The sequence below is a fragment of the Mesorhizobium sp. M1A.F.Ca.IN.020.04.1.1 genome (genome assembly GCF_003997315.1).
Classification (GTDB): domain Bacteria; phylum Pseudomonadota; class Alphaproteobacteria; order Rhizobiales; family Rhizobiaceae; genus Mesorhizobium.
On record NZ_RZSN01000070.1, the window covers coordinates 13,326 to 27,693 of the forward strand.

At 61.1% G+C, this 14,368-nt stretch carries 15 protein-coding genes; 7 read left to right on the plus strand and 8 right to left on the minus strand.

The features are described 5' to 3' along the window. Positions 1 to 88: 88 nt before the first annotated feature. Together EOA49_RS15970 and EOA49_RS15975 are read right to left on the minus strand one after the other, a co-directional pair. Positions 89 to 673, minus strand: coding sequence for a YceI family protein (locus EOA49_RS15970; RefSeq protein WP_127239387.1), 585 nt, complete (start codon positions 671 to 673; stop codon positions 89 to 91). A 34-nt stretch (positions 674 to 707) separates the two neighbouring features. Then, complete coding sequence (locus EOA49_RS15975) at positions 708 to 1,445, minus strand: hypothetical protein (protein ID WP_127239388.1); 738 nt, start codon at positions 1,443 to 1,445, stop codon at positions 708 to 710. 444 nt (positions 1,446 to 1,889) lie between these two features. Here EOA49_RS15975 and EOA49_RS15980 point away from each other — a divergent pair, with 444 nt between their 5' ends. The 7 genes from EOA49_RS15980 to EOA49_RS16010 all read left to right on the plus strand — a co-directional run bounded on the left by EOA49_RS15980 (position 1,890) and on the right by EOA49_RS16010 (position 8,088). Beyond that, the gene (locus tag EOA49_RS15980) at positions 1,890 to 2,684 is read left to right on the plus strand and encodes an ABC transporter ATP-binding protein (RefSeq protein ID WP_067327884.1); all 795 of its coding nucleotides are present in this window, start codon (positions 1,890 to 1,892) and stop codon (positions 2,682 to 2,684) included. Next, complete coding sequence (locus EOA49_RS15985; RefSeq protein WP_127239389.1) at positions 2,681 to 3,391, plus strand: ABC transporter ATP-binding protein; 711 nt, start codon at positions 2,681 to 2,683, stop codon at positions 3,389 to 3,391. Before EOA49_RS15980 ends, EOA49_RS15985 begins: the two co-directional genes overlap by 4 nt. A 1-nt stretch (position 3,392) precedes the next feature. Continuing rightward, the gene (locus EOA49_RS15990; RefSeq protein WP_067327883.1) at positions 3,393 to 3,680 is read left to right on the plus strand and encodes a hypothetical protein; all 288 of its coding nucleotides are present in this window, start codon (positions 3,393 to 3,395) and stop codon (positions 3,678 to 3,680) included. Beyond that, positions 3,677 to 4,558, plus strand: coding sequence for a branched-chain amino acid ABC transporter permease (locus EOA49_RS15995; protein WP_127239391.1), 882 nt, complete (start codon positions 3,677 to 3,679; stop codon positions 4,556 to 4,558). The genes EOA49_RS15990 and EOA49_RS15995 overlap by 4 nt, the downstream gene beginning before the upstream one ends. Then, complete coding sequence (locus EOA49_RS16000; RefSeq protein WP_067327881.1) at positions 4,555 to 5,556, plus strand: branched-chain amino acid ABC transporter permease; 1,002 nt, start codon at positions 4,555 to 4,557, stop codon at positions 5,554 to 5,556. Before EOA49_RS15995 ends, EOA49_RS16000 begins: the two co-directional genes overlap by 4 nt. A gap of 14 nt (positions 5,557 to 5,570) precedes the next feature. Next, the gene (locus EOA49_RS16005) at positions 5,571 to 6,785 is read left to right on the plus strand and encodes an ABC transporter substrate-binding protein (protein WP_245322294.1); all 1,215 of its coding nucleotides are present in this window, start codon (positions 5,571 to 5,573) and stop codon (positions 6,783 to 6,785) included. A gap of 313 nt (positions 6,786 to 7,098) precedes the next feature. Then, entirely contained in the window at positions 7,099 to 8,088 is a 990-nt protein-coding gene (locus EOA49_RS16010) for a membrane dipeptidase (RefSeq protein WP_127239392.1), read from the plus strand. Between the two features lie 43 nt (positions 8,089 to 8,131). On the opposite strand, the gene EOA49_RS16015 is transcribed toward EOA49_RS16010, so the two are convergent. From EOA49_RS16015 to EOA49_RS32650, 6 genes are all read right to left on the minus strand, one after another. Continuing rightward, complete coding sequence (locus tag EOA49_RS16015; RefSeq protein ID WP_127239393.1) at positions 8,132 to 8,806, minus strand: aspartate/glutamate racemase family protein; 675 nt, start codon at positions 8,804 to 8,806, stop codon at positions 8,132 to 8,134. Between the two features lie 60 nt (positions 8,807 to 8,866). Then, complete coding sequence (locus EOA49_RS16020; RefSeq protein WP_067327877.1) at positions 8,867 to 9,103, minus strand: hypothetical protein; 237 nt, start codon at positions 9,101 to 9,103, stop codon at positions 8,867 to 8,869. Positions 9,104 to 9,358: 255 nt separating this feature from the next. After that, the gene (locus EOA49_RS16025; RefSeq protein ID WP_127239394.1) at positions 9,359 to 10,690 is read right to left on the minus strand and encodes an HlyD family type I secretion periplasmic adaptor subunit; all 1,332 of its coding nucleotides are present in this window, start codon (positions 10,688 to 10,690) and stop codon (positions 9,359 to 9,361) included. After that, complete coding sequence (locus tag EOA49_RS16030) at positions 10,683 to 12,416, minus strand: type I secretion system permease/ATPase (protein WP_164746628.1); 1,734 nt, start codon at positions 12,414 to 12,416, stop codon at positions 10,683 to 10,685. The genes EOA49_RS16025 and EOA49_RS16030 overlap by 8 nt, the downstream gene beginning before the upstream one ends. A 141-nt stretch (positions 12,417 to 12,557) precedes the next feature. Next, entirely contained in the window at positions 12,558 to 12,881 is a 324-nt protein-coding gene (locus EOA49_RS32645) for a hypothetical protein (RefSeq protein ID WP_164746629.1), read from the minus strand. 125 nt (positions 12,882 to 13,006) lie between these two features. After that, positions 13,007 to 14,368 (minus strand): calcium-binding protein (locus tag EOA49_RS32650; RefSeq protein WP_164749234.1); only part of this gene is annotated, 1,362 nt, incomplete at its 5' end.

Below are 14,368 nucleotides of genomic sequence, written 5' to 3' on the forward strand. Positions count from 1 at the left end.
TGCACGATTGCCACGCGCAGCCTATCAGTCAGCACCGCCGGACATCCGCGAGGACGTCCGGCGCGCTCAGGACAACGCGAAGCCGCCGTCAGCTGCGGCCGCGCCCCTCCGTTTCGATGCGCAGCGTGACCTCGTCCCCGATCAGGGGAAGATTGGCCGTAATGCCGAAGTCGCTGCGCTTCAACTTGGCAGTCGCGCTGAAGCCGGCCTCAAGACTGCCGTCCCACGGGTTCTTGCCCTGGCCGTTGAAGGTCACGTCGAGCGTCACCGGCTTGGTCACACCGGCGATGGTGAGATCGCCCGTGATGGTGCCCTGCTTGTCGCTGGACTTGGTGAATTTGGTGCCGACGAAGGTGATCTCCGGAAACTCGGTGGCATTGAACCAGTCGGCGCCCTGGATGTCGCTGTCGCGCTGGGCATTGTTGGTGGAGATGCTGGACACCTTGACCTTGGCCTGCAGCTTGCTGGCCTCAGGCGCGTCCTTGTCGAAGGTGAATTCCCCGGAGAACTCTTTTGCGACGCCGATGACGTTGGAGAAGCCGAGATGATTGATGAAGAACACGATGCCGGAATGAACCGGATCGATGTCGAACGTGATCGGCTGTGCGGTTGCCGGCCCGATTGGCGCCGTTGCGAGTGCAGCTAGCAAAGCTAGTTTCAGTCTGTAGTTCATTCCATCCTCCTTTGTTGATGCACGAAAAGCGAATTCACAGCGGAAGGCTGAACCCCTTCCGTGCCAGCATGACTGCGACTGCCGCGACGGCCGGCACCAGGCAAAACCCTGCGAAGACGAACGTGGCGAGTGCAGGGGTTTTCTGATCGAGACGATCGAGGATCACGCGGCAGGCCGAAGAGACCAGGAAAAGCAGCAGGAGCACCGCAAGGGCGAGAAGGTCGATCTTGCGGGTGATCAGCGCGACGGTCTGCGCCACAGCCATCATGCCCGCCGCTCCGCCGAGCAAGGATGCCCATCCGAAGCGGTAATTCGGCCGGGACAGGTGCCCAACCACGATGCCGGCGATGCCAAAGGCGACGCCAAGAGACAGTTGCAGGCTGGATGATGAAGCCCCCATGAAGGCAATGGGAGCAAAGCCTGCGCTGGCAACCGCGAGCATGATCGCAGGGCGCAGGCCTGATCCCTCATCGGGATAGTCAGCTTCCCGATGAAGTGCATATAGCGCTGCCGCTCCGGCCAGAGCGGCGACAACCAGGTCGAAAGGCTGCGCCAGGGCAATCGTATCGCCGATGTAAGCTGCTGAGGCGACCGGCATTGCCGCCAACAGCAACTGTCCGAGCCTGCGGCTGCCTGTCCATTCCGTCGCCACGCCCAGGATCGATCCAACCGCCGCCAGGTAGAACACCTTGTTGACGGCGCCGACCGGAGGGAAGGACGGAAGGCGATTGTAGGTCAACCAGTAGGACAGGAAGAAGCCGAGCGGGATCAAGAGATCGTACCAACGGCGATCGACGCGCCCCCATCGCATCAGGCCGCTCAAGGCGAACGACAAAAGGCCGCAAATGGCGACCGCCAGCATAACGGCCTCCTGCGGCGATCGGGCAACGCCAATCACGTCGCATTACCGTTGTTGGCTATAGGATAGCGGGCACACGCTCGCGGCACCTTGCGGCAGGATGAAGTCACACCGTCCTCCCCGGTCTGAGTTCTCCATGACCGGCCCCTTCCGGATACCGGTCAGATTTCAAATACCAAAGCGTATCTCACTAACCTTGTCAATCCGACTGGGCAGCTGGCCGGAACCCGCCTCGCCTTAGTGCAGGTGCACCGGCGAAGTCGGTTGACATACGACTCAGACTTCAAATACTATATGGTATCTAAAGTGGGACAGACGCGGAAGCGCCGGTTCCGCTGACACGCCTGGGAGGAGTGCGTGGCTGTGCAGGAACATATCAACGCCTATTTGCCTGTGCTCGCGGCGGATGGCGTATCGGTCAGCTTCGGAGGCGTGCAGGCGCTCGACAATGTCTCGCTCGACGTCGGCGGTGGCGAGATTTGCGGCTTGATCGGCCCGAATGGCGCGGGAAAGACCACCTTCCTGAATGCCATCACCTGCCTTGCACGCCTTCAACGCGGCACCGTAGAGCTGTCGGGTCGGATAATCTCCAATTCGGCGGTGCGCGACATCATCGGCCTCGGGATCGCCCGGACGTTCCAAAATGTCGGCGTGTACGGCTCGCTGAGCGTCCTGGAGAACGTCATGCTCGGCGCACACCACAAGATGGGTGGAAAAGTCGCGCGTGCCCTTCTCAATCCCTTCGGTGCGTGGGCCGAGGAGAAGACGGTCCGCCGCAAGGCTGAATCAATTCTGGATGAGTTGGGAATGGCCGCATTATCGAGCGTGCGCGCCGACTCCCTGCCCTATCCGTTGCAAAAGCGGATGGAGATCGCACGCGCCCTGGCGGCCGAGCCCAAGCTCCTGTTGCTGGATGAGCCGGCCGGCGGACTGACCCATGGCGAGGTCACCGAATTCGGCACCCTCGTCAATACGATCCGGCATAGCCGCAGGCTCTCGATCCTCCTGATCGAGCATCACATGGGCTTGGTCATGAGCCTGTGCGACCGGATCCATGTGTTCCACCTGGGTCGAAATCTGGCGTCAGGACGCCCCGAAGAAATCAGGACCAATGAAGCCGTCATCGGCGCCTATCTCGGGAGGAGCACGTGAGACTGCTTGACGTCCGCAATCTCTCGGCCTCCTACGGCAAGGTACGGGCGCTTTTTGACTGCTCGCTCGCAATCGCGCAGAACGAATTCGTCGTCCTGCTCGGCGCCAATGGCGCGGGAAAAACCACTTTGCTGCGCGCGCTTTCGGGCACGATCCGCTCGGCCGGCGAGATCGCCTATATGGGAAGCGACTTGCAAAAGATGGCGCCGGAACGGCGTCTGCAACGCGGCTTAGCGCAGATTCCCCAGGGCAGAGGCACTTTCACGGAATTCACGGTCGACGAGAATCTGACGCTGGGCGCCACAATCGTCTCCGATGCCCGCCAGGTCCGACAGGACAAGGAGCGGTGGTACAATCGCTTTCCGCGATTGCGCGAACGACGCTCCCAACTGGCCGGCAATCTGAGCGGAGGCGAGCAGCAGATGCTCGCGGTTGCGCGAGCGCTCATGTCGCGGCCAAAACTGCTGCTATGCGACGAGCCGTCATTGGGTCTCGCACCCGTCATCACGCGCGAAATATTCGCGATCTTCAAGGAACTCCGCGACATCGATGGCTTGACGCTCTTGGTCGTGGAGCAGAACGCGGACCTGTCGCTCAAGTTCGCCGACCGCGCCTATGTCATCGAGGCCGGGCATATCGTGGCCGGCGGCTCAGCCGGCGCGATACTTGCAGATGAGCATATCCAGAAATCTTACCTTGGGGACTAACGTGGCGACGTTTTACCAGATCATTGTTTGCGGCATTGCCCCAGGCGGAGTCTACGCCGTGCTGGTCATTGCCCTCGTGCTGGTCTCGCGTCTTACAAGGCGGGCGTCGGCCGACCGCCTCGATGCAGCCTCCTTCATCGACATTCACGATACCGCCGGACTGCCATTCCTGATGGTGGTAACCGCCATTTCCCCGTCCTCAAACGCCAGGGTTCCCTTGGCCAAGGCTCTCGGATCGAAGGCGCGCAGGTCGACGGCCTCGGCGTTGCAGTTGGGAGGCTGGGCTTGACCCTTTTCCTGCAAATCGTCCTCAGCGGTCTTGCCACCGGCGCCATCTATGCGGCTCTTGCCCTTGCACTGGTGTTGATCTTTCGCGCCACCAACGTCGTCAATTTCGGTCAAGGCGAAATGGCGACTTTCTCGGCATACTGCACCTGGCAGCTATGCCTGTGGGGCCTGCCATTGTGGCTTTCGATTGTAATCGGCCTGGCCGGTTCCTTTGTGCTGGGAATCTTGGCGTTTCGGGTCTTCGTCCGCCCGCTCCTGGCAGCACCAGTCGAGGCGACAGTGGTCGTCACGCTCGGCATGTTTGTGCTCTTCCAGGCGATGGTGACGTGGCTCTGGGGCGCCGAGCAGAAGCCGTTCCCCAGCCTTTTTCCCGAAGGCAGCTTCAGCCTCGGTGAGGTACAGGTGCTGGCTTCGTCGGCCGGTACCTTGCTGATCCTCATTGTCCTGGCCGCGGCCATCGCCTCCCTCTTCGCCTTCACAAGGCTTGGGCTCTCCATGCGTGCCGCGGCCTTCGACCGCGTTCGCAGCGTTCTGGTGGGCATCAACGTCGAGCGCATGCTGATGCTCGGCTGGGGTTTCGCCGCGGCGATCGGAATGATCGCGGCGGTGCTGGTCGCGCCACGGCTGTTTTTGAGCCCGACCATGATGACCCCGATCCTATTCTACGGCCTTGCCGCGGCAACCGTTGGCGGCTGGGACAGTCCGCTCGGCGCGATAGCCGGAGGCCTTCTGGTGGGCGTCAGCGAGAGCCTTGGCGCCAACTACATCGGCTTTCTGGGTGCGGACATGCGCATCGCGGTCCCGATCGGGCTCACCCTTTTCGTCCTGCTGGTCAAGCCGGTCGGTCTGTTCGGCTCACAGAAGGTCACCAAGCTATGAGCAACGACATTCGGCGCACGGTCGCGGCAACCGCTGGTTTTGTGCTGGTCGCCGCATTGCTGCCGGCCACTTTGTCAGGTTTCCAGTTGCAGCAGGTGAGCATCGCCATCTCCTATGCGGTCGCCATTCTTGGCCTCAACCTGCTTATGGGGTTTGCCGGGCAGATCTGCCTCGCCCAGGGGACGCTGTTCGGCATCGGCGCCTACGTCACCGCCATCTTGAACGCGACCTATGGCGTCCACCCGTTGGCGACCCTGCCTGCGGCAGCTGTTTTTACCGCGCTGGCCGGTCTCGTCGTCGGACTGCCGGCCCTGCGTCTGCAGGGGCTACAACTTGCGATCATCACGTTTGGTGTCGCGGCGGCCTTTCCGCAGCTTCTGTTGAAGCTCGGCAGTTGGACGGGCGGAGTCTCCGGCTTGCCGATCGATTCCCTGGAGCCGCCTGCGTTCCTGGCCGATTACTCCGAGCTCTGGCTCTATCTGGTGTCGCTGGGGTGCGCCTGCGTCGCGGCATTCATCGTCTATCTCGTTCTCCTCGGCGACGTCGGCCGCGCGCTCCAGGCGCAACGGGACAGTCCGCAGATCGCGGAGGCTCTCGGCGTCAATCTGACCAAGACCAAGCTGTGGGCGTTCGCCATCAGCTCTGCGCTCGCCGGACTTGGCGGCGGCGTCTTCGCGATCCTCAATGGCTTCATCAGCCCGCAGTCCTTTCTCGCCCCACTTTCCATCACCATCGTGATCGGGAGCATCGTAGGCGGCTCGACAAGCATTGTCGGCGCCTTCATCGGCGGGCTGTTCATCACCTTCGTCCCGACCTGGACGTCCAGCATCAATCTCGCACTCGGCAACGTCATCTACGCGCTGGCACTAATCGGCATCATGCTTCTGGCGCGCGGAGGGGTTGCCGGTCTGCTGGAGAGACTTGCCGCTGCCTTGACGGCGCGGTCGAACGCCAACGGCAAAGCCGGATCAATCAGCCAATTAGGGAGGAAGTTATGAGACCATGTTTACGCATGCCAAGAATGCTTGTGACGGCGGCAATACTTGCGCTAGCCGTCGGTGTCGCTCCGGCGAAAGCTGACGAGGCACCGGGCATCACCGACAGCACCGTCAAGATCGGCATCACCGGTCCGCTCACCGGTCCCGTCGCCGTCGTCGGCGCGGTCGCAGAAGGCATCCGCGCCCGGGTCGAGGCCGCCAATTCCCAGGGCGGCGTCAAGATGTCCGACGGCAAGACCCGCAAGATCGAGCTCGTGATCAAGGACGACATGCTCGATCCGCAGCGAACCCTTGCGAATGTGCGCGAGATGGTGGAGCAGGACAAAGTCTTCGCCCTTGTCGGCACGGCTGCCACGCCGAACAATGTCGCCATCGGACGCTATATCGAACAACGCAAAGTGCCCAATGTCTTCATGTATTCAGGCGTCCACAAGCTGAACGCGCCGCACGAGGAAATAGGGTTCGTCCCGGCCTTCTCGACCGAGGCGGCGTCGTTCGCCACTTATCTGAAGGACAACAAGCCCGAGGCAAAGGTCGCGCTCCTCTATCTCAACACCGAGACCGGCGAAACCTTCATGAAGGCCTTCGACCAGGCCATCGACGGCTCAGGCGTCAAGGTCGTCGATCGGCAACCGGTGACTTCGCAGGATCCGACCGTCGAAACGCAACTGACAGCGCTCAAGGCTTCCGGCGCCGATACGCTGGTGATCATCGCCGCGCCGCAACAAGGCGGTGAAGCAATCCGCTTCCAGGCCGAGAGCGGCTGGAAGCCGCTGACGCTCGTCACCAACCTTTCCTCGGCCTACCCGATCCTGCAGGCGGTGGGGCTCGAGAACGCCAAGGGCATCATCACCTCGAATTTCCTGAAACCGATCGTTAGCCCGGAAAAAACCGGTGATGCGGGTATCGACCAGTATCTGGACGATATCGCCGCGGCCAAGGTCAACTTCGTCTTCGCCAACACGATCGGACAGGTCGGCTACGCGACCGGCGATGCTCTTGTGAAGGCGCTCGAGCACATGAAGAAACCGACCCGGGCTGAGCTCCTCGACACCGTCTTCAACATGCAGAAGTGGGACGATCCACTGTTGCTGGACGGGATCAAGCTGAACACCAAAGCCGGCTCCGATATTTTCCCGATTGAGGCACTGCAGCTCTATCAGTTCGACGGGCAGAAGTACGTGCCTGTTGGCAAGCTTCTGGATTTCGAGGGCAAGACGGAAGAGTAACGGACGATCGACACAGGTTGCTGCCGGCTGCGAGCGTCCGCGTTTTGCGGGCGCCTTGCTCGCGAGGGCGAATTTCGATTTGTTTGAGCCATTCGTGAGCCGACAAGATCGTCGGCGGTCCTATCTGCAACCCGTTTTTGCCGGAAGTCATTCGGCAGAAAGATGCTGGCGAAGGCCAATTCGGATTCCGTTGCGCGTGACGGCAGATCCAGCTTCAGGCAGTTTGCACCTGCTCTGCGTACCGGACGCAACTTCCCCATTCTAGCCAATATGGTAGAGATTGGGGCTGGTGCAAATTCCGGTACGAACGGCAATGAACCTTCAAACCAGAGCCCGGTCCATTCTCGATAGCGAAGTCGTCTGGGACGCCCATTCCGGCTTCATGCCGGATCCTGCCGCGGACTTGAACAACCTGCGGATCTGGCGAGACGCCGGTGTCGACTATCTGTCCATCGATGTCGGGTTCGATCTGCTGCCCTGGGAAATGACGGTGACCAATCTCAGCTGCTTCCGCCACTGGATCCTGGCGCGTCCCGCCCACTACGTGCTCGTCTCGTCGGCCGACGAAATCCTCGCTGCCAAGGCGCAAGGCAAGCTGGCGGTCACCTTTGACATCGAAGGCATGAACGCCCTGGACGGCCGGATTGAGATGGTCGAGTTCTACCATGGCCTTGGCGTGCGCCAGATGCTTTTCGCCTATAACCGCAACAACCTTGCCGGCGGCGGATGCCATGACGAAGACCCGGGTCTGACCGCGTTCGGTCGGCAGGTGATCGACGAGATGAACCGCCTCGGCATGTTCGTGGATGTGAGCCACACCGGCTATCGCACCACCATGGACGTGATGGAGTACACGGACCGGCCAGTCATCTTCTCGCACTCCAATCCGAAAGCGCTCTGCGCCCACGGTCGCAACATCACGGACGAGCAGATCAAGGCCTGCGCCCGCACCGGCGGCATCGTCGGCGTTGTCGGGCTCAGTCGTTTCCTTGGCGAGGCGCGCACCGATTCCGAACGGCTGGCCGACCATGTCGAATATCTGATCGATCTCGCTGGCCCACGCCATGTTGGCATCGGCCTCGACCATGCTTTCCCGGTCGAGATCGAAGGCATCGACGACATCATCGCCAGCAATCCGCATTTCTGGCCGAAGAGCGAATATGCGGGAGAAACGACCTATTCGGCACCAGCCCAAATGAAAGAGCTGACCGAGGTTCTGCTTCGTCGCGGTCAGCCGGAAGGAGCGGTCCGCGACGTCATAGGCGGCAACTTCATGCGCCTTGCCCGGGAAATCTGGAAATAACCACCGGAGCAGCTGTCGAGCGCTCCGTGGGACCTTCTTTTGGTCAGGCGGGTTGGTCCGCGCCAAGAAGGACGCGCAGCTTCGCGACGGCCGCATCCGGACTGGTCGATAGGGGGATGTTCGTCGCCGCTTTGACCGCATCCCGCGCGCGCGCCATGGAGAACTGTGCCAAGACGATCGCATCGAAATCCCTCAGCTTGGCGGCTTCAGCCGCGATCAGCCGGTTGTGGGTTTCCACGTCTCCTGCACGCACCGCCTCGATCGCGCCCGGCACGAAATAGCTTGTGATCGTGGCAGCTTGGCCCATGCGGGCGGTTTCGTCCCGGAACTCCTGCTCCATTCCTTCCCTCGACGGCGGGAAAGTGTAGAGCATTGCGGTGCGGCCGCCACGGCGGATCGCCGTCTCAAACATGGCCTCGTTCGGTTTCAGGACCGGAACGTCCAGCTTCGCCGCGGCCTGTTCAATCGCTTGCCCGAACGCCGAGCAGGTGAACAGCACGGCATCGCTTCCGATCGAACGGGCATAGCTGGCCAAGGCCTCGACGCGCCGGACCATGTCGCTCGTCAGGTCAGCGGTTTTGGCGCGGTCCACTGCCAGGCTGTCCTCGAGGATATTGACGGTTTCGGCGCCAGGCCATCCCGCTTCGAACGCCCATCTGATCGGCTCCATCGAGATGGGCGTGGCATGGATCAGGGCAATGCGAGGCTGTGACGTCATTGTGCGAGACCGAATGATAAACGAGGCCGCCCCGAGAGCAAGCGGCGTTGGTACCGATGACTATTTCGGGGCTGCCGCCGCGAAGACCCATACGCTCTCGGCAGGGATCCGCGCCCATACATTGCCCGAGGCAAGTTGCCGCGCGCCGTGCGCCTTGGCGACGAAGTCGCCACGGCGCAGACGGTACTCCCGCTTGTCGCCGAGATAGATGCTGTCGTCGAGATGCATCTCGATGCCGTCCGGGTGCAAGGGACCGCGGTACTTCGAGATCGACACTCTCGCGATGGGCGGGATCATCCCGCTTATCCTTTCGAGGCCAGCTCACCATGGCAAGGAGGGAGGAAGGCGACCGCAGACCCAATAAGTGATCGCCCTTGCCCTCGATCACGTGGCGAGACAGCCATCACAAAGCCCGTCGCCTCGAGCGCTACGAGCGTGCGACGTTTTGGCCATGAAAACCGAGAACCGTGAGTGGCCGAACCCGGTTGCGCATAATCCGGCGGAAGAGTTCCACCTCGGGTAAGGTTGAAGGCCGCAGGAGGCAGGATCGGGCTATCTTTCCCGAAAGGCGCGCTGGAACGAGTCCACCAGCGGCTTGGTCAGATAGCTCAGAAAGGTTCGCTCGCCGGTTGAAATGAAGGTTTCGACCGGCATGCCTGGGTAGATCTGCTCGGGCTTGACCTGCGGTGGCAGCTTGTCGGCCATCTTAAGCCGCACGGTGTAATAGGGCTGTCCAGTGCTGGGAGTGGTCAGCCGGTCCGCCGAAATGTAGAAGACCTTTCCCGGCACTTTTGGTGTTGTCCGTGCGTTCAGGGCCGTGAACATCATGTTCGCGCCTTGGCCGACTCGGATAGAATCGATGTCTTCAGGCTTGATCTTTGCCTCGACGATAAGTTCCTTCGTCGGCAGAAGCTCCATCGCAGGCTCGCCAGCACGAATGACGCTGCCTTCGGAATTGTACAGAGAGCGGACGATGATGCCGTCCGCCGGGGCACGAATGGTCGTTCGCACCAGGACCGATCGAGCGGCGTTGATTTGTTCCTCAAGGTCGGCCATCTCTACCCGGGCTTTGTTCAGTTCGGTGACAGCATCCTCGACCCGGGTGGTTGTTAGTCTTTCAATCTGCTGGCGCGCTTCCACGATCTGGGTGGCCGCGCTGGCGATTTGCGCCTCCAGCGATCCCTCTTGACCTACCAACTCGGCGGTGCTGCGCAGAAGGTCGGTGTATTCGGAACGATTTGTCAGTCCCTTGTCGAGCAAGTGCTTTTTGCGTTCCGTCTCGGCATTGACGATCGCGAGCTGGTTTGCCGCAGCATCCTTTTGCGCCTTCAAGCCGGCAACAGCTTCCTGAAGGGCTGCCACCCGTTCCCTAAGGATCTCCTGATCTGCGCCATAGCGCGCTAGCCGAGCCCGGAACTCCTTGGTTTGCTCTGCAAAGACGTCACTGAATTCGGACGCGTCTGAGTAGGCGCCTAAATCGCGGGGCAGGACGATTTTCTCCAGGCCATCCCGTTCTGCCTCGAGCCGCGCGATCTCAGCCTTTTGTGCGACCCACTGTTTGAGGACTCGGTTGAGCTGCGACTGCGCCACCGTTGGATCGAGCACGATCAGCGCCTGCCCTCGTAAGACTCTGTCACCCTCTCGAGCTTTGACGCTGCTGACCACGCCACCTTCGAGATGCTGGATCATGACATTCTGTCCAGCTGCTGCAATCACTCCTGGCGCGATCGTTGCTCCGGCAATCGGCGCCATTGCGCCCCAGAATACGAAGCCAAGCAAGAAAACGGACACGCTTGCATACCCCGCGAGCGTGATGCGATCTGTGCGTGTGTCGACGTTGCGCTGCCAGCTATACGTCCTGGCGCCGATGGCTTGGCTAGTCATTAGCGACCTTTATCTCGCCTCGAGCAGATGAGGGGAAAGGCACCACTCCTTCGCGCGACTGAGAGGCTGCGGGCCACCCCGCTTGGGCGCGTCGCTCGACAAGTCTATCGAGCACGCCCTTGGTCAAACCGTAGATCTCGACCTGGCCATTGCGTAGCATCAATACGCGATCGCATTTGGAAGCGAGAGAGGGCCGATGTGTTATGACAAGCACGGTCGTTTTTCGTGAACGCGCCCCGCTAATCGCGCGCTCGAGCGCGGCTTCGCCGTTGGAATCGAGATTTGCATTGGGCTCGTCGAGAACCAGCACCTTGGGATCGCCGTAGAAGGCCCGAGCAAGCCCGATGCGTTGACGCTCGCCACCCGAAAGGCGAACGCCGGTCGGGCCGATCAGCGTCGAGTAGCCATCCCTCTGACCCAGGATGAGCTCATGCACTTGGGCCCGCTGGGCTGCTTGAACCAACTTCTCGCTGGGCGCATTCGGTTCGAACCGCGCGATATTTTGCGCGATGGTTCCCGGGAAGAGTTCCACATCTTGCGGCAGGTAACCAATATGGCGGCCGAGTTGTTCCGGGTCCCAGTTCCGAATATCGCCGCCGTCGATCCGGATCGCCCCAGAGCGGGGCGCGATCGCACCGACTATGAGGCGCGCCAAAGTCGATTTTCCAGCCTGGCTCGGCCCTACGATCGCGACTGTCTCGCCGGCGGCGACCTCAAAGGTCAAGCGCTTGATCAGCGGCAGCGAGCCATCGGCCGCGCCCGGAAGATGATAGACTATTTGCTCCACGCTTAGCGCTCCTTCAGGAGCCGGCAATGCTACGTTCTCCTGGTTGTCGAGCCCGGACCGGAGAGCCGAAAGCCTCTTCCACGCAAGATTGGCGTCGATGATCTGCCGCCAACTCCCAATGATCTGATCAAGAGGTTGCAGAGCGCGCGCCGAAATCATCGAGGACGCAAATATCATACCGGCGGTCATCTCGTTGTGCAGAACCAGATAAGCGCCGGCCCCCAATATCGCGATCTGCAGTGTCGAACGAGTGGTGCGCGATACACCGCCATAAAACGAATTGATGCGAGCGAGCCCATCCGAGGCGTGTAGAGAGCCGGAAAAACGGGTGCCCCAGAATTCTATCGCGTTGGACACCATGCCAAGTGCGCGAACGGTTTCGAAGTTTCGGGCGAAAGCCTGCGCCAAATTCATCGAGGCGTTGAGACTCTCCGCCGCCTCCTTGCCAGGTCGCGAGCTCGCGACCTGGTTCAGCATGGCGATGGCGACCATGAGAACCGCCCCGACGACCGTCACGAGGAAGAGCAGCGGATGGATGAAATAGAGCAGGCCTACGAAGATCGGCCCGAAAGGAAGGTCGAAGAGAAAGAAAATCGTTCTCGAAGCGATGAAGCCTCGCACGGTGGCCAAGTCGCGCAAGGCTTGAACATCGCCGAGGCCAGCGCGAGGGCCACTCATCGCAGCGAGAAAAGACGATGTGCCCAAAGAGACATCCAGTCGCGCCGCGAGCCGGCTTGCGTATACACCCCGCACGACTTCGAGCACGCCGAAGAGCAAGAGCGTCGAAAGCGCAAGCAATGTTAGGTAGGTGAGCGTGTCCAAATTGGCGGCGGGCAAAACCCGATCATAGACCTGCAGCATGTAGAGAGGCAGAACTAGCACCAGGGTGTTCATCACCGCGGAGAACAGGCCCATTTCGACCACGCTCTTCGACAGCACCCTTCTATTCGTGTAACTGGGCATCCCCGAAATCGTCTCTTTTGGTTAAGCGATCATTTTAGACAATGTTTATATATCATGCCAAGCAGCCGCGCTATCGCTTGCGACCTTTTGACAGCCTAGCCTCACTTTCACCGGAAGTTATCCACCGGGCATCCAGTTCGGCTGGGACGCCAGGAACCACCAATCCAGGATGGCGCTAAGCGTCTGATTCTCAAGCAGAGAATTGAATCGTCCAAACCTCGAAATTGCCTTAGTCAGCCAATCGTTTGCTGGCAGTGAAAATGACGTCTGCGAACGAGGCGGCGTGAAACTCAAGTTGCTACATGCTTTCCAATAATAGCGGCGCCGCCGCAGCAAGCTGGCCGCCGATAATGGTGTCGCCGCCATCGGCCCGATCGGTTTGGAATTGGTGATGGCAGCGCCGACCGGAAAGGCCGGCGCATGCGCATCCGCGGCGATCAATGCGGCCGACGCTTATGGGCAACTTGATCGGCGTCCGCCGCCTTTCTGATCGGTTACCGTCGGAACCAGGCACGGCGGGGGGCGCGCCCGCCCCTCGCCATGCCATGGTCCGATCGCATGAACGATCAAACGACGAATACGTCGTGATAGGTCAGTGCCGCTCCGGGCTCCAGATGGGCGATTTCCACCTGCGGGGCCGATCTCGAGCCGTCGGGATCATAGGACAAGACGCCCGTGGCCCGGTTGTAGAGCAGGTGATCGTTGCTATGGGTGGCGTGTTCTCGCAACTCAAAATACGACGAGTTCACCTGCGTCGGGCTGGACGAGGAACCGGCGCCGAGTTGGGTGAAGACGGCGTTGTCGAGATAGAGCGCGTCGTTTACAGCGTCGAAGTCGGTCAGCGTGTCGACATTGCCGGCGCCATAGGCGGTGTCAAACACAAAGGTGTCGTGGCCCGCGCCGCCGGTCAGCACGTCGTTGCCACCCTTGCCCCGCAATGTGTCGTTGCCAGCCAGGCCATCAAAGGTATCGGCCGCGGCAGTGCCGACAAATGTATCGTTCCCGGTCGTTCCGTGGGTCGGGTCCGTCGGCAGGGTCGGAGATGACGGTAGCGGGTCGGTCGGCACGGCCGGAGATGACGGCAGCGGGTCCGTCCCGTCATGGGCTGCATGCCAGGCCGCCTTGGCGTTGGCCCAGTAATCGCGGGCCGCTTGGCCTTGAAGGACCGTCCAGCCGGCGGGCGGCATTGGATAATCCGCCGGCAGTGGCGTGTCGGAGAGGTTGAGATAGTAATTGCCGTGCGACTCGACCGTCTTGTCCCAGGCCCGCTGCACCCGCTCCAAGCCGTTGTGGTCAACGTCGGTGATCGCCACCACGCAGTCGATGAAGCGCAAGCTAGGAACGATATCGTCAGCGCCTGTGCCCTTGTCCAGTTTGAACGGCGAACCGTGCGTCATCTCGCCTTTGCGAAGATACTCTCCCATGCCTAGAAGCATGCCATCCATGGTGACCGTGTTGTCAGACCCATCGACGTCACCGTCGCCAAGGCTCACTCCGGAAAACACGTGGTCGAACAGCGAATCCCGGATGGTGCCGCCGATGACGTCGTCGTCCTCGACCGCGTCGTCTCGTGAGTAGCCGACATAGGTATCCTCGATGAGGAAGGTGCCAGTGCCGCCGACACGGATGCCATCCCAGGGCTTGGTGATCGTCCAGTCGTCGATGACAAAGTTGTGGGCTGAATTCACGCGGACTGCGGCGGAGTTGACGTAAACGTCCTCCCAGGCGCCGGTTTGGGAGACCGTGCCGTTGATCGTGCCGCCCGACGCCACGAGGTTGTCGCCGGGGTTGACGACCGCGAAGGGATAGAGGTTGGTGGAGCTTCCCTGATTGGCGACAATCCACGAGGCTTTGCTGGCATCGATAGTGGTGTCGGCGGGGAGACCGGATGCTTTATATTGGCGGTAGCCGTAGTCACCGCTCAAGAC

What these genes read in the sequence shown, in the direction of transcription:
- EOA49_RS16000 (WP_067327881.1), top strand. Translation starts at nt 4,555, where the DNA reads ATGAGCAACGACATTCGGCGCACGGTCGCGGCAACCGCTGGTTTTGTG.
- EOA49_RS16025 (WP_127239394.1), bottom strand. Translation starts at nt 10,690, where the DNA reads ATGACTAGCCAAGCCATCGGCGCCAGGACGTATAGCTGGCAGCGCAAC.
- EOA49_RS16020 (WP_067327877.1), bottom strand. Translation starts at nt 9,103, where the DNA reads ATGATCCCGCCCATCGCGAGAGTGTCGATCTCGAAGTACCGCGGTCCC.
- EOA49_RS16015 (WP_127239393.1), bottom strand. Translation starts at nt 8,806, where the DNA reads ATGACGTCACAGCCTCGCATTGCCCTGATCCATGCCACGCCCATCTCG.
- EOA49_RS15970 (WP_127239387.1), bottom strand. Translation starts at nt 673, where the DNA reads ATGAACTACAGACTGAAACTAGCTTTGCTAGCTGCACTCGCAACGGCG.
- EOA49_RS16010 (WP_127239392.1), top strand. Translation starts at nt 7,099, where the DNA reads ATGAACCTTCAAACCAGAGCCCGGTCCATTCTCGATAGCGAAGTCGTC.
- EOA49_RS16005 (WP_245322294.1), top strand. Translation starts at nt 5,571, where the DNA reads ATGCCAAGAATGCTTGTGACGGCGGCAATACTTGCGCTAGCCGTCGGT.